The sequence below is a fragment of the Ruminococcus sp. CAG:57 genome (genome assembly GCF_000435935.1).
Lineage (GTDB): Bacteria > Bacillota > Clostridia > Oscillospirales > Ruminococcaceae > Hominimerdicola > Hominimerdicola aceti.
The window spans coordinates 25,497-43,819 of sequence record NZ_FR890793.1; the positions used below are offsets into that span (position 1 = coordinate 25,497).

Below are 18,323 nucleotides of genomic sequence, written 5' to 3' on the forward strand. Positions count from 1 at the left end.
AAAAAACTGTGCCGCCGATACATACCGACAGCACAGCTCAATTAAGAAAGAATGATTTGGAAGAATTACTCTACATTTTTGAGTGCCTCATCAAGAGGTACTTTCTTTACACGTCTTGTAAGAATAAATGCTATCACCGCATATGAAACGATACCGAGCAACGGCACTTCAACAAATATTTTTGCTGGCACATAATATGGCATCCAGCCTGAATACTGAGCGAAAGCAACTTTGAATATATACTTCAAAGTGACATTTACTATAGGAACAGTCAGCAGCATTGAGGCTATAACGACTATGGTCGTAGTCGTTATATAAAGGCTGTTTATTTCCCTGTTGTTATAACCCAGTATCTTTGTCATAGAAATAGACTGGCTGTTCTTTTCTATTATGACCTTTGAAAGAAGATAAACAATTAGCATGAACATTATAACACCCGCTGTCGCAAACATACTTATCATAGAACCCATAGACAGTATGAGCTGTCGTGATGTTTTTGTCAGGTCGTCTTTCGTTATAGTTGTCGCAATATACAGATCGTCTATATCCTTTATCTTTGTATTGGAGAAATAACCATTGAAATACCCGTCCTCAAGTTCAAAGGTCTTTATGAAGTCGCTGTCTGTCAGATAAACTGCTATAGTTGCAGGATCGTCATAGATACCCTCTACCTTAAAATTGTATTTTTTATCTCCGTAAGACTCTTTCAGCGTCACTTCATCGCCGACCTCTATGTTATACTTCTGAGAATAACCATCAGAGATAAACGCTCCGCCGTCTTTTATATCTGCATGAACGAACTTGCTGTTTTCTTTAACTCCGTAAATTGTTGCCGTTTCCTCTTTGAGCTTGTCATCGACAGTTTTAAGAGAGCCTGAACAATATTTCTCTACACCCTCTGTTTTAGTTTCAGCAGGCATTTTCAGCACATACTGATATTTGCTTATCATATTATCTTCTATTATATCCTGATAATGAAGAAGCATAGGCTTCATGCCAAGGCCAAAGAAGATGATAACATTGGCAAAAAGAATGCCAACAAACACTGTAATATAGTTAGGAATGTTCTGAAAGATGACTCTAAGTCTGAAACGCTTTAATATGCCTATCCTTGTGTTGAGCTTAAAAGCCTTTTTCTTCTGACGCTTTTTTAGATCTCGCCTTAAGAATTTAAGCGGTGAAAGACTTAGTTTATTTACAAGCATTACAAGGTTTATTACGAAAAGTATTATAAGAGGAACTACTGTCGTCTTTATAAACGCATCTGCGTTCCAGATCGTTTTGTATGTTGGCAGACTGTAGCTTCCATAGTACGCTTTGACCGCAAAAGCCTTAAAGCAGGTGTAACCAAGTATGTTGCCTACAATGGCAGATACAAGCACGACTATCATAGGCGTTGCAAGATAATGTCTAACAAGCTCACCCTTTGTGTAGCCTGAGGCTCTGAGCGTACCTATAACGTTTGCTTCTTTTGCAATGGTGTTTCCCGTTGTTATTGCAAAAACAAATGCGATTATGACCATAACAAGATAAAGAAAAACTGTTATCATGGTATTATCGCCCTCGATATCGTCGCCTGTAAAATGTATCGCCTGATTTGAGTATTCCGGGATAAACTGAGTGAGCATTGAGATTCCATTTATATGCTTCATGACCTTCTCAGCCATATCCTGAGCTTCCTCGTCGTCTGCCGGGGTTTTATCATATTTCCATGAGTAGCTGTAATGAAGATCAGCCTCACCATAATCGTCAAAAAGCGTATCGGTAACGATAGCTACACCGAACTTCAAAGCGTCAAACATCATATCAGACGGATTAGAATACAGTGCGCTGTAATCTGAAAGTGCAACAAGACCTGTTATCTTAAGCTTCTTGCCGCCGACCGTCAGGCTGTCGCCGACTTTAAGTTTATTATTGTCAGCATACATTCTGTCAATAGCGATCTCGTCATCAGCAGAAGGAAGCTCACCGTCCATTATACATATCCTGTCGATATCCTTACGATTTTTGAAAAGCCTGATAGTGCTGTCAACTTCTTTTGTTTCTTTGTCAAGATAAAAATTTTCGTATACCTTTATCTTCTCCTCACCGTCCTCTATCTTCTTGATAGCATCATCATCGGCTTTTTGAAGAAGTTCAAAATTTCCGCTTTCGATATTGTATTTCTCAAAGCTTTCGTCATAAGCAACAGACATACTGCCTGCCGCAACAAGAAAGCCTGATACTATGCCTATCATCATTGTGATGAACAAAAATAGAACGATGTATTTTCCTATTTCGCCCTTAAGCTCTCTGGGCAAACGTTTGATAAGAGGGTTTTTCATGCTGCCCCTCCTTACCAATCAAGCTCTGCGGCTGTGAGCTTAGTTTCATTAAGATAATTCTTTCTTATCATACCATCTCTAAGCTTTACAACTCTGTCAGCCATTTGCTTGATAGCGTCATTATGCGTTACCATTATGATAGTGTTGCCATACTTCTTATTTACGTCCTCTATAAGCTGTAATATCTCCTTGGAGGTATTGTAGTCAAGCGCACCTGTGGGCTCGTCGCAGAGCAGGATATCAGGGTTCTTGACGATGGCTCTGCCAATAGCAGTTCTCTGCTGCTGACCTCCCGAAAGCTGATTAGGAAGCTTGTGACGATGCTCGTAAAGCCCAAGGGTTTTAAGCAGGTCGTCAACGTCAAGAGGGTTGTCGCTAAGATATGCGCCTACCTCGATATTCTCCTTGATATTCAGGTTAGGTATAAGGTTGTACATCTGGAAGATATAACCCAAGTGCTTTCTTCTGTAAAGGGTCAATGCCTTTTCGTTCATGTCGGCTGTTTTTTCGCCGTTTATTGAGATATACCCCTCGTCAGCGGCGTCAATTCCTCCTATAATATTCAGAAGTGTTGATTTACCTGAGCCTGACGGTCCGAGAAGCACGCAGAACTCTCCTTTTTCTATTTCGATATCAATGCCCTTAAGCACTTCAACTCTGCTCTCGCCCTCGCCAAAATGCTTTTTTATGTTTTTTATTTCAAGAAACACCTTCATTCCCCTTTCTAACTATTTATTTTAATAATGTATCTTTGCCGTTTTTAAACGTCATATTATACATATTTGTATGCCATAACTTACTTCGCATTGTGGTTAATTGCAACTAACTGATATATCTGATAAATCCCGCCAAAAAAGGCGGGATCTAACGATATAAATATTACTAATTTAGCCGTTTGTCGTGCTTTGCAAAGCAAAGCTTACAAGCTTGTCGAGAGCGTCATCAGATATTTGAGAAACAATAGCCACCGAGTCATTCTCGGCATTTTTTCTCTCAACGCCCACACGGTTTTCAAGAAAATCCTGAAGTATCACACTTGGAGTATAAAGCTCATTGGCTGCCTTTATGCCCTCAGATGTCAGTGTGATCTCACGGTAAGGCTCTTTGATTATATAGCCCTCGTCTATAAGCTTCTGAGTCATCTTGACGGTGCTTGCCTTTGTCACGCCCAGAACAGAAGCTACCTCTGTGGACTTGACAGGTCTGCCGTTCTGACCCAGTCTGTATATGGCAAATAAATACCTTTTCTGTGATTTAGTCAGCATTCAGATGACCTCCCCGAAGTTTATTACTGTTTTATCATGATCTGTGACAGCGAGAAGAATTTGGACAACAGCCGCAGCTGCCACCGCAAGAGCTTTTGCCCTGCTTCTTATCCTTTACGAGCTTGTAAATTATAGCTGCCACGATAGCAGCAAGAATCACTGCAACCAGAATCGTACCGCCTACTGTGTCCATAATTATCCTCCCAACTGTTTATGCAAGATCAGTGATGATATTTGCTTTTTATTATGCGTTTGCGCCTACCTTAACGTCCTTTTCAAGCTTTGTGCTTTCCTTATAAGGTCTAACGAGCATATAGATGATAAGAGCGATAAGAGCTATTGCAAAGATAAGACCGATAACATTCACATTACCAGTGAAGAGGTTGCCAAGCTGATTTACGATAAGTGCGATAACATAAGCAAAACCACACTCGTAGCCAATAGCGAACCAGAACCACTTTCTGCTGTTCATCTCACGCTTGATAGCTCCCATTGCTGCGAAACAAGGTGCGCAGAGGAGGTTGAAGATAAGGAATGACATACCTGTGATGCCAGTGAATGCAGCACCGATAGCAGAGTAAACTGAACCATCTCCGCCGCCGTAAAGGATACCCATTGTACCAACGATGTTCTCCTTAGCAACAAGACCTGTAACAGCAGCAACAGTTGCCTGCCAGTTGCCCCAGCCAAGAGGTGCGAAGATCCAGCAGATAGCCTTACCAATGTGAGCCAGGATACTGTATTCCATCTGATCTTCTGTGAGCATACCGAATGAACCGTCTACCCAACCGAAGTATGAAGTGAACCATACGAAGATAGTTGAAAGTGTGATGATAGTACCAGCCTTCTTGATGAATGACCAGCCACGCTCCCACATTGATCTGAGTACGTTGCCTACCGTAGGGATATGGTAAGCAGGAAGCTCCATAACGAATGGTGCAGGGTCTCCTGCGAACATCTTTGTCTTTTTCAGCATGATACCTGAAATAATGATAGCTGCAATACCGATGAAGTATGCGCCTGTTGCTACCCAAGCAGAGCCACCGAAGATAGCACCTGCGATCATTGCGATAAATGGTGTCTTAGCACCGCAAGGAATAAATGTTGTTGTCATGACAGTCATACGTCTGTCACGCTCGTTCTCGATAGTTCTTGAAGCCATGATACCAGGGATACCGCAACCTGTACCAATAAGGATCGGAATAAATGACTTTCCTGAAAGACCGAACTTTCTGAAGATCCTGTCCATTACGAATGCGATACGAGCCATGTAACCGCAAGCCTCAAGGATAGCAAGGAGAATGAAGAGTACGAGCATCTGTGGTACAAATCCAAGAACCGCACCAACACCGGCAACGATACCGTCAAGGATAAGACCCTTGAGCCAATCTGCGCAGTTTACTGCGTCAAGACCGCTTTCGATAAGTACAGGGATACCTGGTACCCATACGCCGTAATCCGCTGGGTCTGGATCAGCGAAGCTGTATTTCTCAGCGGCTGCAACTGCAGCTTTCAGATCAGCATACTTAGCTGTTTTTGTTGTTTCTTCAAGTGTTTCCTCGTCCTCTACTGTATAATCAGCAGTTGCGGACTTATCTACTGTAGCAAGCAGGTTGTCTGCTGTTGCCTTAGCAGCGTCAACGTCAAAGTCATCAGCTTCGTTGTCGATAGCCTCGCCGCCCTGCTGCTCGATAAATGCGTTGATTATGTCAAGCGAGCTGCCATATTCGTCAGCAGCGTCCTCAGCGTCAGAAGAACCGATACCGAACAGGTGCCAGCCGTCGCCGAAGAGTCCGTCGTTTGCCCAGTCAGTTGCGGCTGAACCTACTGTTACCATTGAGATATAGTAAACAAGGAACATGACCACTGCAAAGATAGGAAGACCGAGCCAACGGTTCGTTACGATCTTATCGATCTTATCTGATGTTGTAAGACCACCCTGATTTTTCTTTTTATAGCAATCCTTGATTATTGAAGCTATGTAAATGTATCTCTCGTTTGTGATGATACTCTCTGAGTCGTCGTCCATTTCTTTTTCAGCAGCGCAGATATCCTTTTCGATATGGGTCTTTACCTGCTCAGACATACCGAGCTGTTCGATGACCTTCTCATCTCTCTCGAATATCTTTATAGCGTACCATCTCTGCTGTTCTTCAGCAACATCATTGAGGAATGCTTCCTCAATATGAGCGATAGCGTGTTCAACAACACCGTTGAATGAATGCTGAGGTACCATTGGAACTTTTGACTCAGCAGCCTTTACTGCAAGCTCAGCAGCTTCCTTGATACCGGTGCCTTTAAGTGCGGATATCTCGCAAACCTGACAGCCAAGCTCCTTAGCAAGCTGATCTGTATTTATCTTATCGCCATTCTTTTTAACAACGTCCATCATGTTGATAGCAACAACAACAGGGATACCAAGCTCAACAAGCTGTGTTGTAAGATAAAGGTTTCTTTCGAGGTTTGTACCGTCGATGATATTGAGGATAGCGTCAGGACGCTCGCTTATAAGATAGTTTCTTGCAACTACTTCCTCAAGTGTGTAAGGTGAAAGTGAGTAGATACCAGGAAGGTCCATGATAACTACGTCCTTATGACCCTTGAGCTTACCCTCTTTCTTTTCAACTGTTACGCCCGGCCAGTTACCTACGAACTGGTTTGAACCTGTAAGAGCGTTGAAAAGAGTTGTTTTACCGCAGTTAGGGTTACCTGCGAGAGCAATTTTGATCTCCATACAATTTGATCCTTTCAGAATTTCGGCACTCTGATATATCCTCATCTTCTAAGTACACATCAGCTCTGCCGATGAAATTTTTTGCTGTTTGCCTGAACTATGTATCAGACCGTTTCGATCATCTCAGCGTCAGCCTTTCTGAGCGAAAGCTCATAGCCTCTGACCGTTACTTCAATAGGGTCACCCAAAGGCGCAACCTTTCTTACATGGACTTCAACACCCTTTGTGATGCCCATATCCATGATTCTTCTCTTTACAGCACCAGTGCCGTTGAGCTTCTTCACGGTAACTGTTGAACCGATCTTAGCTTCTTTCAATGTTGCCATAACCTGATCCTCCTAACTATACAAAATATCTTCAAACATATTTATCATGGCTTGACCGCCAAATGTTTCCTATACCATTATCTTCGCAGCCATTTCCTTTGAAACAGCTACTCTTGATTCTTTGACCTTAACGATAACGTTTCCTCCGATAGTGCTTACTACCGTTACCGTTCCACCTGCGACAAAACCCAGATTTTCAAGAAACTTTCTTGTTTCAGGTTTTCCGCCTACTTTCTTTATCATGTTTTCTTCCCCTACGTTTGCAAATGTCAGCGGCATCATTCAGACCCTCCTGTTCTTTTGTCAGTATCAAAAGTTAGATTTGTCTAACTTTTAGGCTTATTAAAAAGGTTAGCATTTTCTAACCCGTAATATAGTTTAGCATGGCTAACCGAATTTGTCAAGACTAAATGTGCCGTTTTTTCAATTTTGTAAGCTTGCACAAAATCATGAGTTAGTTAGGTATAACTTTAGTTAGTTTTCAATAACTTAATCACTGCACAAACGCAGACAGAAAAGCAAAACTGCCATTTTCCGCCTGCGTTTGCAGTTTACATTATTACATTAGAGATATATGCTTACTTAGCAAGAGCCTCGCCCAAAGCCTTGCAGCTTGCGAGAGCATCGTCGTCAGGAGTTTCGTTTACAATAAGTCCCTCGCCATTTACAAGTGTTGCACCGTCGCCCGTAACTCTATCCTGCCACTGACGCATCCACTCGCCGTCACCCCAGCCGTACGAGCCGAAGAGTGCTATCTTCTTGCCTGAGAGCTTGCCCTCGATACCTGCGAAAAATGGCTCGAACTCGCTGTCCTCAAGCTCCTCTGCACCCATTGCAGGGCATCCAAGAGCTATTGCGTCATAATCCTCAACATTGCCGCTAAACTCAGAAACTGCGAAGCACTCTGCGCCTGCACCCTCTGCAACTGCCTTTGCCATAACCTCTGTGTTGCCTGTACCGCTCCAATAAATTACTGCTGTTTTCATTATGATTACCTCCTAAGAAATTTTCAGGGCTTGGTAAATGCTTTCGCCCTGAGCAAGTTTATTACACAGATAATTTCTGCACTTGTCATAATTGCTGAAAATACGTCTTGCTCTGTTTTCGTCAGAGTAGACTTTCCAATATCCGCAAAGAAGATAGTTTCTTCCCTTGTTCTGAATGAACCCTGTCACATCATCTACAGGATAGCCTAGAAACAGACCTATCTCATGAGGAAAATCCTCACTTGCGGATATTCTTCCAGACAGCCTTTCAATCTGCTGTTCAAGGGTCATACGGCTGTCATAGCCAAAGCTTTCAAGAAGCTTTCTTACTCTGTTGTCTGCAAGTCTGTCAGATAAAAGCTTTTCGTTATAGAGAAAAAGCAGCTTTCTGCTTTTGCACTCGCAAAGCACTGTTAGCTTCATGCCCTTTGTATATGCCCTGCTGTTAAAAAGCTCGACATTCTCTTCAAGCCCGTCCTTGTTCTTTTCCATTGACATAAGACAGGCAGGCTTTATTCCAAGCATTGCAGGGGCAAGATGATAAGCCATGCTTCTTTCAAAATTTCTCAGCTCAGACTGTGACATAGTCCCTCCTTTGGTTAGAAATTCCTAACCTATACATATAGATCTATGCGTTTACAACGCCTTTAGTACAATATTTTTCAAGCACGTTCTTCAAAGCCGAACAGCTTGATGAATGGCATATAGCCACGGGAAAATCAAGTTTGCTTGCTCTTTGGTTAAGACCATTGAGCATTTTATGTGACACTGTATCAGTAAACACCACTGCCAGATCAGGACTGCCTATCTTCTTATCAAAACCTGTAGGATATTTGATGAACACCTTAGCCTTGCAATCATATGATTTGCAGATATCCTTATAGCGTGTTGCCATACGGTCATTTCCGCCTACTATTATAACGCTCATACTTTTCTTAACTCCTCCTTTTCATTAATTTAGGTTAGTATTTACTAACCACATTCATATTAGCATAAACTAACCCCGTTTGTCAAGGGAAACTTATGTCAGAAGTATAAACTTTTCATATGATAAAATATTCACGGCAAAAGCGAAGATACTATATATAATATGCGTTACATATCGCAGATTATGTTTGGTATTGTTTTGCAAAAAAATACGGCGAAGTGTCAAAAGACACAACGCCGTATAAAAACAAATATTATTTGCCTAAAAGCTCTGCGAATTGTTTCATGAATGCCTCGCAGACAGTGACAAAGCCGCTGCCATTATAAGTGATATTACCTTTTTCATCTATGTTTTTTCTTTATTAAAGACTATTAGTCCATAGCAGCCTTTATTGCAGCCATAAGCTCATCATATGTTTCATAAGCAGGAAGCTCAGGATATTCAGCCTTTATGCTGTCTGTGCTTCTGAAAAGGAAGCCTGCCTTGCTCGCCTGAATCATGCCAAGGTCATTGTGGCTGTCACCGCTTGCGATAGTTTCAAAGCCGATAGACTGAAGAGCCTTTACAGTTGTGAGCTTTGACTTTTCACATCTCATCTTGAAGCCTGTTATCTCGCCGTTGTCAGCAACTTCAAGAGTGTTGCAGAAGATAGTAGGATAACCAAGCTTCTTCATAAGAGGACCTGCAAACTGTGAGAAAGTATCGCTGATGATTATTACCTGTGTGAAGCTTCTCAGCTCGTCAAGGAACTCCTTTGCGCCTGGCATTGGGTCGATAGTTGCGATAGTATCCTGAATTTCCTTAAGACCAAGACCATGCTCCTTAAGAATGTTGATACGGTATTTCATAAGCTTGTCATAGTCAGGCTCATCTCTTGTTGTTCTTTTAAGCTCAGGGATACCTGTAGCCTCAGCAAAAGCTATCCATATCTCAGGAACGAGAACTCCCTCAAGGTCAAGACAAGTGATATACATACTCATAATTATTTCCTCCTTAGAAATATACAAAAAAATTCGTAATTTGATTATACCATACTTTTTATAATAATACAAGAGTTTTGCTTTAAATCATTAAGGCAAAAATAATACAAAAAATCGTTGCCCATTGTAAAATTTCGCTGTTACCCCTTTCTGATACTTGACAATTTGTGTTATATATGTTATAACTAATACACATACTAATTTATAAATCATTATTAATAAATAATGAAAAGAGGTGATACATATTTCTACAAGAAAAGACGGTATCGAAACGAAAAAAAAGATACTCACTGTATGCGTCCAACTTTTTCTGGAACAGGGGTATAAACAGACAACTATTTCGCAGATAGTGAAAAAAGCTGGCGTTGCAAGAGGAAGCTTTCAGAACTTATTCTCCACAAAAGACGCTATTCTAATGGAACTTGTGGGCACGATGTTCAGCGGACAATTTGGAGTGGCAAAGAACATTGTTGGTGATAATATGTCGCCGATATACACATATGCGGTGGAAACTGCCATACAGATAACCCTCACTGAGCTGAATGAAAATCTCCGAGAGATCTACATTGAAGCTTATACTATGCCTGAAACGGCTGAGTATATCTATGTCCACACTACGGCGGAACTGAAACAGATATTCGGCTCGAATTTTCCGGGCTATACCGAAAGCGATTTCTATGAAATGGAAATCGGAACATCAGGAATAATGCGCAACTATATGGCAAGAAAATGCGATATCCATTTTCCTCTTGACCACAAGCTTAGACGTTTTCTGACGGCGGCAATGCGGGTTTATAAAGTACCGGAGGAAGAACAGGCAAAAGTGATTGCATTCATCGGGTCGCTTGATATTAGAGCTATCGCCACTGAGGTCATGTATAAGCTGTTTGCAATGTTGGAAATGACATTCGATTTTAAACTTCCAAAAGATGATGAAGAGGGGGAAACAATATGAAAAAACGGTTATTGAGCATCATACTTACTCTATGTATGGTAATGTCCATTACACCATTGAACGCATTTGCGGTCACAGAATATGGCATATGGATAGGCGACGAACAGGTAACGTCTGATAAAACATGGAGCAAACAGGGCTGGAAATACGATATACAAAGCAAGACTCTGACGCTTCTTGGCTACAACATGGCGACTATAGGCAAACGTATAAACGGCAACAGCGAAAGGCCCAGCCGATTTGGTCTTATATACGTTGAAGGCGAACAAGATCTGAACATAAAGCTTGTCGGCAGCATTGATCTTGGTGACAGCCCATTTTCAAGCCAAGCCGCAACCAAATACAATGAGAGCTACAGCGGAATTTATGCTCCTGACAGTAATATCACTATCATTGGCAGCGGAACGTTTTCAGCAGTAACACATGACGCAGCAATATACTGCTCAAATCTTACTATCGGCGACGGAACTGAACAAAATGCTACTAATGTATCGTGCGAAAGCTTCGGCGCTTGCATTATCGTAAAGTATAATATGATAGTTAATGACTACAGTACTGTTTGGGCTTGCGCAAACGGACCAACTGTGGGCATGAACGGCATTTATGTCGAGGGGTCGCTTTATGTAAACGGCACTAATACCACCGTAGAGGGTCGTGCTACATACAGACCTGTTAAGGGAGAGTGCACCAATTACACACACTACAGACCAAAAAATCTCACTTCAGGCGGATATTTCAACAATGCAGGTTCAACTATTGCAGGAATAATGGTATATGGAATTTTGACAGTTGACGGCAGTAAGGTCGAAGGTAACGTCTTTAAAGAGATATACAAACCACAAGAGTATGATTCAGAATACACCTCAGGCCTTGAAGCAGGCGGTATCGTAATAAAGAACAACGCCACAGTAGAAGGCAGAAACATTAATCCGTCCACGCCGGGATTCATGGAATATGGCGTACAAGTTCACCATTACGCCATAAAATTTTTAGGAAAAGGACGTGTCCGTGCCGGAACAGAGTATGTGGATTATGAAAGCGTCAATCGTGGTTTCCGTAAATCAGGCGGCAACGAAATAACAGTTTCGGGACGGCTGAAACTCTATGAAAGCGATACTTGTCCCGCTGACTTCAAGAAGTTTGCGCAGTATGGCTTCGGAGGGTATACAGAATATTATACAGAAAACATGGATGACATCTATATAAAAGATGATAATGGCCGTGGTAAAATGTCATATTTCAAGGATATGCATGATTATGAAACATTTTATTTAGCAAGCGGAATAGATCTAAAAGATATATATGAAATCGATCTGGACACCAACGTTCCATTTGATGTAAACATACTTTCAGGCGATATCAAAATGAACATAGATATCAAAAGCGGTTTTGAGCTTCCGAAGATCATTGTCTATGACGGCGCAACTTTAAAATTAAAGACCTCCCCTGATAAAACATATAATTTCACTTATCCTATCGAGCTGAAAGGCGGCACGATAGAATTTACAAACAGTGCGATCGTGCGAGGACTTAACATTGTAGGAGAGGGCAAGGTCATCATTGATAGCGGAAACTACTCTGGAACGCTTGGTGACAACGTAATCTTGCAGATATCAGGCGGAAGCGCTGACTTCAATGACAACGGCAAGGCTGTGGACGCAAAAGGAAACTCGGTACACAAGTACACCTATGTTGCAAGGGGTGCAGATGGCAATGAGTTTATAGGCAGTGCTAACACACGTCAGCCGCCATATGACGATTTTTATGGCTATAACCGCTCAGAAATATTCCATGACGGAAACAAGCTTCATCTCTGGCTCAAGTCACAGGATTCCATTTATGGCGTGAATGCTTTTAAAATAAAAGCTGACGGCACTCTTGAAGATGAGAACACCTATTTTAATCTGCGTTATGGAACGAATATCTTAGAGCATAGGATACCTTTTGATCCTATAACATTAAAATACTTTGTTGTGAAAAAGAACGACGTCGTTACGCTGAAAACAATGGAAAACGAGCCGTCCTCACTGCAAGACAGTGATATCCGAGTAGAATGGTACAGTGTTGAAAACGACAAGCGCACAAAAATAAATGCCCATGGCACAAGCATGTATGTGGGGCGTATGGGCAACAGTGACAATGGTACGCATTATCAGGCAGATGTATATTATTTAGGCTGGGATTCCAAGCTCAATCATTCATATACCTATGACGCATATATCTTCATTGACGAACCGGTATTTACTGCTCCTGACAAATTCCACTTGGATAAAAAGGCAAAATTCGAGGTCACAAACAATACGCCAAATGGCGCAGTAAGGCTCAAATATCTATGGGAAGTGAGCAAGGACGGCGGAAAGACTTTCACCGCCATTGACGGAGAAACTTCTTCTGTTTACGAGCCTACTATAGAAAGCCAAATGAACGGCTGGCAGATAAGATGCAAAACATGGGTATCAACAGGCGACGGACAAAAAACTGAGCCGACCGTTTTCGGCCCTGTTACGATAAACTTCTCCGAAAAAGCACCGGTCATAGTAAAACACCCGCAAAGCGGTGCAACAAACGCTCCTAGCCAGCCTAAACCTGTTAAGCCCGGAGAAATAACTATCGTAATTGAACGTTACTATTTCTTCAATGTAGAAGCAACAGGCAGTGAACCGCTCCAATATCAGTGGCAGGAAAGCAGCGATAATGGAGAAACTTTCGTTGATATCCCACATACCAACGACAATTCACATTCATTAAAAGTGCGAAAAGAAAACAACGGAAAGCTTGTGCGCTGTGTTGTATCAAATGAATACGGCTCTGTAGTTTCAAATGCGGCAAAGCTTACAATATATTATTCTCCTGAGTTTACAGCCTCACTCGGCAATAAGACCATAAACAGCGGAGAAAAGGCTACGTTCACACTTCCTATCGTTCAGGGAAATCCTTACGGAGCTGAGGTGATGTGGCAGGTGAGCAAGGACGATGGAAAGACTTTTGCAGACGTTACCGAAGCTGACGGAACGTTCTCTCTTGATTCAAAAGTCGTGGACGGCAAGGAAAAATGGTCGACTACATTCACCACCTGTGCAATGAACATAAGCTTTAACGGATATATGTACAGATGTACGGTCAAGAACGCTGAAAATGCGGACTATGTGGGTACTTGGGTATCGGAAAAAGCAACGCTTACAGTAATAAGAAACTGCGCAGTAGACGGACATATATTTGACGAGGGAACGATAATCTCCGAGCCGACTTGCATCGATAAGGGTGTGAAGAGGTTTAATTGTTCCAAATGTTCACAGTACAAAGATGAGCCTATAAACCCATTGGGACATGATTGGAAAGAAGCGACCTGCACAGCTCCAAAGACCTGCAAACGCTGTCAGGCTACTGAGGGCGAGCCTATCGAACACAGCTTCGGCGATTATATATCCGATGAAAACGGACATTGGAAGCAGTGCAGTGAGTGCGGAACTGACAGCCAAAAGGAATTTCACGCCTACAAGTGGAATACGGAAGACGGCGAATATTGGCAGGAATGTACAATTTGCGGATATGAAACGAAAAAATCAACTATTTTGAAGATATCCATAAACGGAACTGACGAGACCTGTCCTTTAGGTGATTATGAATTTACATTTGCTCTGCCTGAGGGCTGTACTGACGTGACAGCAGGCTTCAGATTTGCAGGCGACGGTACGGAATTGGCGTTTACCGAAAAAGACGATCTTTACACCGCAAAGGTAAGTGCGTCAGATCTTGAGAGCGGAACAATGACGATTTACGCTTCGGCAAAACTCAAAGACGGTTTTGTCATCACAGGTGAAAAAGAAGTAACCGTGCTGGAAAGCCATGTGGGCGGCACTGCAACTTGTACTGAAAAAGCAAAGTGCAAATTCTGTAATAAAGAATACGGCGACCTTGACCCGACAAATCACACAGGCAAACCTGTTTGGAAATTTGACAGCAAAGAACACGAGAAAAAATATGATTGCTGTGGCGAGGTGACTATCGAGAGAGAACCCCACGAATGGAACGCAGGCGAATGTACAGAGTGCGGATACAAGTGTACACATTCCGGCGGCAAAGCGACCTGCACAAATAAAGCCACCTGCGATATCTGCGGCAGTGAATACGGCGATATCGACCCGAACAATCATGGAAAGCTCACACATATAGATAAAGTTGACGCAACACGTGACAAAGAGGGAAATATCGAGTATTGGTACTGCGAAGAATGCGGCAAGTATTTCGATGACAAGGACGGCACAAAGGAGATACAAAAGGCAGACACTATTACAGATAAGCTGAAAGACACTCCAAGTGATGACAAAAAAGATAACTCAAAGCCAGATAAGACGAAAGGCGATACTAATGAGAGCAAGACAGACAGCTCTACAGCAGAAAAGCCGAAAAACGATTCAAGCGAAACCAAGGCAGACAGCTCCACGGCTGATAAGCCTAAGAGCGAGCAGAAAAATCCACAGACCGGAAGCGGCAGTGGTATGAGCCTTTGGCTTGCAATGCTGTTGATAAGCGGCGGTGCGGCAATGGGAATAAAGAAAAAGCACAAGAAATAACTGATCTCTTAACTGCACACAGCGGTTGTCTCAAACGGCAGCCGCTGTTTTTTGATCAACATGACAAAAAATTTGTTACCCAAAGTTAAATTACCCCTTGACCTGTGGCGAAAATAGTAGTAAAATAGAAATGTAAATACTATAATTGAAAGGAATGTTCATCATGCCAAAGTTTATCGTTGAAACATCTGCACGTCATGTTCACGTTACTCAGGAAACTCTTGAAACGCTGTTCGGAAAGGGTGCAACACTTACAAAGAAGAAAGATCTTTCACAGCCTGGTCAGTTTGCTTGTGAGGAGAGAGTTACAGTTGTAGGTCCTAAGAGAGAGCTTGCAAACGTTTCTATCCTCGGTCCTGTAAGAAAAGCAGACCAGATCGAGCTTTCAGCTACAGACGCACGTTCTATCGGTGTTGCCGCTCCTATCAGAGAGTCAGGCGACACAGCAGGCTCAGGCGCTTGCAAGCTTGTTGGCCCATGTGGCGAAGTTGAGTGTTCTGAGGGCGTTATCGTTGCTAAAAGACATATCCATATGACACCTGCTGACGCTGAAACATTCGGCGTAAAGGATAAGGATATCGTTGCAGTAAAGATAGAGTCTGCAGAAAGAACAGCTATCCTCTGCGACACTGTTATCAGAGTAAGCGACAAGTTCGCTCTTGCTATGCACATTGATACAGACGAGTCAAACGCTGTAGGTGCAGGCAGAGAGCAGTACGGCGAGATAGTTAAGCTCTAATATCGCAGTACATACAACTGTTGATTTGTAGGGGCGAACAGTGTTCGCCCACCTTTTAAAAACTTTCAACCAAAAGACCGCTCATCATAGGGCGGTCTTTTTTCATATAAAAAATCATCGCCGCAGGCGATACCATAATTTCTCACTCCTCACTCCTAATTCCTCACTGACAACAACGTTTCGATTGACACAAAACTCCACCTGTGATATAATTTTCTTGTAAAACACATAACGCAAATATGGAGATTATAAAATGAATAATGATACAATAAAACTTATACGGAAAACCTCAAACGTAAATTCACTTATGGTGATAATTTTCTATATGCTTGATATCGCACTTATAAGACTTGGCGACTTAGTGGTGTACCATATCGCAGGAAAGTCCGCCTACTATGAGGATATCGCTCAGCTTGTGAGCTACTGCATACAGTATCTAGTAGTTGTGCCAATTGTTCTTGTTGTATTCAGACTTGTGAGTGGCAAAAAAGAGGGGCTTAAAATAACAGCCTGTTTCAGAAAACCTTCAATGCCTGCAAAATGGGTCGCAAAATGGATCGTCATATCATTCGGGCTTATCTATGCCGCAAATTATATCAACACATTTATTTTCTCATATGTGCAGAAAGCTTCGGGAACGAGCCTTAAAGGCGTTGACTTCACTTCAAGCGGCACTGCCCTGGGCGGCGTAACGAGCGTGCTGGCAATGTCAGTGCTTGCACCGTTTTTTGAGGAACTTATGTTTAGAGGTACGCTTTTCAGAAATGCCGAAAAATGCGGTCAGCTCACAGGCATTATAATGGTAGGTCTGACCTTCGGACTGTGGCACGGAAGCTATCAGCAGATACTCTATGCGGCTGTTATGGGAATGTGTGCCTGCTTTATGGTTGCAAAAACAGGTTCTATCTTCCCGTCTTTGATACTTCACTTCACCATGAACACTATCGGAGCAATTCAGAGCGTCGCACTTGGTTCCATAGACTTTGACAAGTTTGCCGCAGAACTCGAAAAGGGCAGGATAACAGGCACAGCACCAATGATAATAATAGCTGTCGCACTGCTTTCATTCGGACTTATGATAGTGGGCCTTGTGCTTTTTGTAAAAGAGCTTAGATATCATCGTGACAGCTTCAGGCTCATAAACTTCTGTCCTGACGTTTCACAAGGCAAAAAGATAGTCATCTATCTCACCGCACCTGTTACCATACTCGCCTTTGCCGGGCTTATCTTCATCACAGTCCGCACAGCTTTAGGTCTTGGGCTATTCTAAAATACGCATAAAAATAACGCAGACTTTTTACAGCCTGCGTTTTTTTTTATCAGGAGTTATTTATTATGATTTAAGGCTTGCGATCTTCTGGTTAAGTTCCTTGATCTCGGAATCTACAGTTGCAGAATACTTCTCACGAACCTGCGTCCATGTGGACTGTACACCCTCTTCATCAACGTTTGAAGCATCACTGTAGAGTGCGTCAACAAGGCACTGGTTTCCGTCAAACTGCTTTCTGTCGCCGAGAGCGGAAGATATACCGTAAGCATAGTCAAAGAGCATAAGGTAATCGTCAGAAACAACGTCCATTTTCACATCATACATCTCGTCTGTCCAATTAGGGTTATTCTCCATGAACTTGTCCTTGTTTGTCTGCTCATACTTAGGATCTGTCTTTGAAGCTCTTACGCACTCAAACCAGCACTTAACAGCTTCGCTTCTTGTTGAACCTTTTACCCACATGAAAGCTGTCATATCAGAAGTTGTTATCTTCTGCTGATTATCGTCATACTGAGGGATAGGAACAACGCCCCAGTTCTCGCCCTCCTTTGGAGTTTGGTTGCCTGTGTAAGCCCACTCGCCCATTGCATAGAACAAGCAGTTCTGATTGAAGCAATCTCTTGCAGAGCCTACCCAGCCGTTGAGGATAAGTCCGTCCTTCATCATATTATAAAGGAAATTCTGAGCCTTTTCGATATCAGGGTCGTTAAGATTGCTTGAAAACTCATTTGTTGCAGGATCATAGTTTACAAGACGCTTGCCCGTCTGCTGAACAACGTGCGCTCTAAAGAAGCCGTTTACGCCGTAACGCTCAGTATCAGCCGGTGCGTTGCCAACATATGAGGACATGATATCCTCCCAATTCTTCCAAGTCCACTCATTGTTTACATAAAGCTCATATGGATCGTCAAGGCCCTCTGCGTCAATGATATCCTTATCATAGCAGAGCATAGCAGAAGCAGAATAGCCAAGAGGCGCAACATAATGCTTTCCATTGAGCATGAACTGATCTGCTGTATCCTTTGTTGCAGACCACAAAGGCTGGCTGAAATCAACTATGCTGTCGATAGGCTGATACATATCCTTTACTACCTGTGAAGGGAATGCAAGCCACTCATACTTGAATATATCAGGAATATCCTTGTTAGCTGTGATAGCAGCAGCAAGATTATCAAACCTGTCCTCATTTGAAGTCTGCTGGAATCTTATCTTTCCGCCCTTGCTCTCAAAAAGCTGAAGCTC

At 42.5% G+C, this 18,323-nt stretch carries 16 protein-coding genes; 4 read left to right on the forward strand and 12 right to left on the reverse strand.

Going from position 1 to position 18,323, the window contains the following annotated elements:
- Positions 1–65: 65 nt before the first annotated feature.
- From QVO88_RS11445 to thrH, 11 genes are all read right to left on the reverse strand, one after another.
- Positions 66–2,324: an ABC transporter permease gene (locus QVO88_RS11445; protein WP_022288584.1), complete on the reverse strand. Its 2,259-nt coding sequence runs from the start codon at positions 2,322–2,324 to the stop codon at positions 66–68.
- Between the two features lie 11 nt (positions 2,325–2,335).
- Positions 2,336–3,034 (reverse strand): ABC transporter ATP-binding protein, encoded by a 699-nt coding sequence (locus QVO88_RS11450; RefSeq protein WP_117865143.1) that lies wholly within the window; start codon positions 3,032–3,034, stop codon positions 2,336–2,338.
- A 177-nt stretch (positions 3,035–3,211) separates the two neighbouring features.
- On the reverse strand, positions 3,212–3,589 hold the full coding sequence (locus QVO88_RS11455) for a metal-dependent transcriptional regulator (protein WP_022288586.1): 378 nt from the start codon (positions 3,587–3,589) through the stop codon (positions 3,212–3,214).
- Between the two features lie 34 nt (positions 3,590–3,623).
- Entirely contained in the window at positions 3,624–3,782 is a 159-nt protein-coding gene (locus tag QVO88_RS11460; protein ID WP_022288587.1) for a FeoB-associated Cys-rich membrane protein, read from the reverse strand.
- A 51-nt stretch (positions 3,783–3,833) separates the two neighbouring features.
- The gene (locus QVO88_RS11465; RefSeq protein WP_022288588.1) at positions 3,834–6,323 is read right to left on the reverse strand and encodes a ferrous iron transporter B; all 2,490 of its coding nucleotides are present in this window, start codon (positions 6,321–6,323) and stop codon (positions 3,834–3,836) included.
- 104 nt (positions 6,324–6,427) lie between these two features.
- Complete coding sequence (locus QVO88_RS11470) at positions 6,428–6,649, reverse strand: ferrous iron transport protein A (protein WP_022288589.1); 222 nt, start codon at positions 6,647–6,649, stop codon at positions 6,428–6,430.
- A gap of 69 nt (positions 6,650–6,718) precedes the next feature.
- Positions 6,719–6,931: a FeoA family protein gene (locus QVO88_RS11475; RefSeq protein ID WP_022288590.1), complete on the reverse strand. Its 213-nt coding sequence runs from the start codon at positions 6,929–6,931 to the stop codon at positions 6,719–6,721.
- A 296-nt stretch (positions 6,932–7,227) separates the two neighbouring features.
- Positions 7,228–7,635 (reverse strand): flavodoxin, encoded by a 408-nt coding sequence (locus tag QVO88_RS11480; protein WP_022288591.1) that lies wholly within the window; start codon positions 7,633–7,635, stop codon positions 7,228–7,230.
- 12 nt (positions 7,636–7,647) lie between these two features.
- On the reverse strand, positions 7,648–8,220 hold the full coding sequence (locus QVO88_RS11485; RefSeq protein WP_022288592.1) for a DUF3793 family protein: 573 nt from the start codon (positions 8,218–8,220) through the stop codon (positions 7,648–7,650).
- Between the two features lie 43 nt (positions 8,221–8,263).
- A complete protein-coding gene (locus QVO88_RS11490) occupies positions 8,264–8,563 on the reverse strand; it encodes a DUF2325 domain-containing protein (RefSeq protein WP_022288593.1) in 300 nt (99 codons plus the stop codon).
- 371 nt (positions 8,564–8,934) lie between these two features.
- The gene (gene thrH / locus QVO88_RS11495) at positions 8,935–9,537 is read right to left on the reverse strand and encodes a bifunctional phosphoserine phosphatase/homoserine phosphotransferase ThrH (RefSeq protein WP_038673078.1); all 603 of its coding nucleotides are present in this window, start codon (positions 9,535–9,537) and stop codon (positions 8,935–8,937) included.
- A gap of 241 nt (positions 9,538–9,778) precedes the next feature.
- On the opposite strand from thrH, the gene QVO88_RS11500 reads away from it, so the two are divergent.
- From QVO88_RS11500 to QVO88_RS11515, 4 genes are all read left to right on the forward strand, one after another.
- On the forward strand, positions 9,779–10,498 hold the full coding sequence (locus tag QVO88_RS11500) for a TetR/AcrR family transcriptional regulator (RefSeq protein ID WP_022288595.1): 720 nt from the start codon (positions 9,779–9,781) through the stop codon (positions 10,496–10,498).
- Entirely contained in the window at positions 10,495–15,072 is a 4,578-nt protein-coding gene (locus QVO88_RS11505) for an NPXTG-anchored protein (protein WP_022288596.1), read from the forward strand. Before QVO88_RS11500 ends, QVO88_RS11505 begins: the two co-directional genes overlap by 4 nt.
- 163 nt (positions 15,073–15,235) lie before the next feature.
- The gene (gene pduL / locus QVO88_RS11510; protein WP_022288597.1) at positions 15,236–15,811 is read left to right on the forward strand and encodes a phosphate propanoyltransferase; all 576 of its coding nucleotides are present in this window, start codon (positions 15,236–15,238) and stop codon (positions 15,809–15,811) included.
- Between the two features lie 253 nt (positions 15,812–16,064).
- A complete protein-coding gene (locus QVO88_RS11515) occupies positions 16,065–17,081 on the forward strand; it encodes a CPBP family intramembrane glutamic endopeptidase (protein WP_022288598.1) in 1,017 nt (338 codons plus the stop codon).
- Between the two features lie 63 nt (positions 17,082–17,144).
- On the opposite strand, the gene QVO88_RS11520 is transcribed toward QVO88_RS11515, so the two are convergent.
- On the reverse strand, positions 17,145–18,323 hold a 1,179-nt coding region (locus tag QVO88_RS11520; protein ID WP_288178043.1), incomplete at its 5' end, for an extracellular solute-binding protein.

Bases quoted from the DNA above. Each gene is read 5' to 3' on its own strand.
- QVO88_RS11445 (WP_022288584.1), bottom strand. From the start codon at position 2,324: ATGAAAAACCCTCTTATCAAACGTTTGCCCAGAGAGCTTAAGGGCGAA.
- QVO88_RS11455 (WP_022288586.1), bottom strand. From the start codon at position 3,589: ATGCTGACTAAATCACAGAAAAGGTATTTATTTGCCATATACAGACTG.
- QVO88_RS11460 (WP_022288587.1), bottom strand. From the start codon at position 3,782: ATGGACACAGTAGGCGGTACGATTCTGGTTGCAGTGATTCTTGCTGCT.
- QVO88_RS11465 (WP_022288588.1), bottom strand. From the start codon at position 6,323: ATGGAGATCAAAATTGCTCTCGCAGGTAACCCTAACTGCGGTAAAACA.
- QVO88_RS11470 (WP_022288589.1), bottom strand. From the start codon at position 6,649: ATGGCAACATTGAAAGAAGCTAAGATCGGTTCAACAGTTACCGTGAAG.
- QVO88_RS11475 (WP_022288590.1), bottom strand. From the start codon at position 6,931: ATGATGCCGCTGACATTTGCAAACGTAGGGGAAGAAAACATGATAAAG.
- QVO88_RS11480 (WP_022288591.1), bottom strand. From the start codon at position 7,635: ATGAAAACAGCAGTAATTTATTGGAGCGGTACAGGCAACACAGAGGTT.
- QVO88_RS11485 (WP_022288592.1), bottom strand. From the start codon at position 8,220: ATGTCACAGTCTGAGCTGAGAAATTTTGAAAGAAGCATGGCTTATCAT.
- QVO88_RS11490 (WP_022288593.1), bottom strand. From the start codon at position 8,563: ATGAGCGTTATAATAGTAGGCGGAAATGACCGTATGGCAACACGCTAT.
- thrH (WP_038673078.1), bottom strand. From the start codon at position 9,537: ATGTATATCACTTGTCTTGACCTTGAGGGAGTTCTCGTTCCTGAGATA.
- QVO88_RS11505 (WP_022288596.1), top strand. From the start codon at position 10,495: ATGAAAAAACGGTTATTGAGCATCATACTTACTCTATGTATGGTAATG.
- pduL (WP_022288597.1), top strand. From the start codon at position 15,236: ATGCCAAAGTTTATCGTTGAAACATCTGCACGTCATGTTCACGTTACT.
- QVO88_RS11515 (WP_022288598.1), top strand. From the start codon at position 16,065: ATGAATAATGATACAATAAAACTTATACGGAAAACCTCAAACGTAAAT.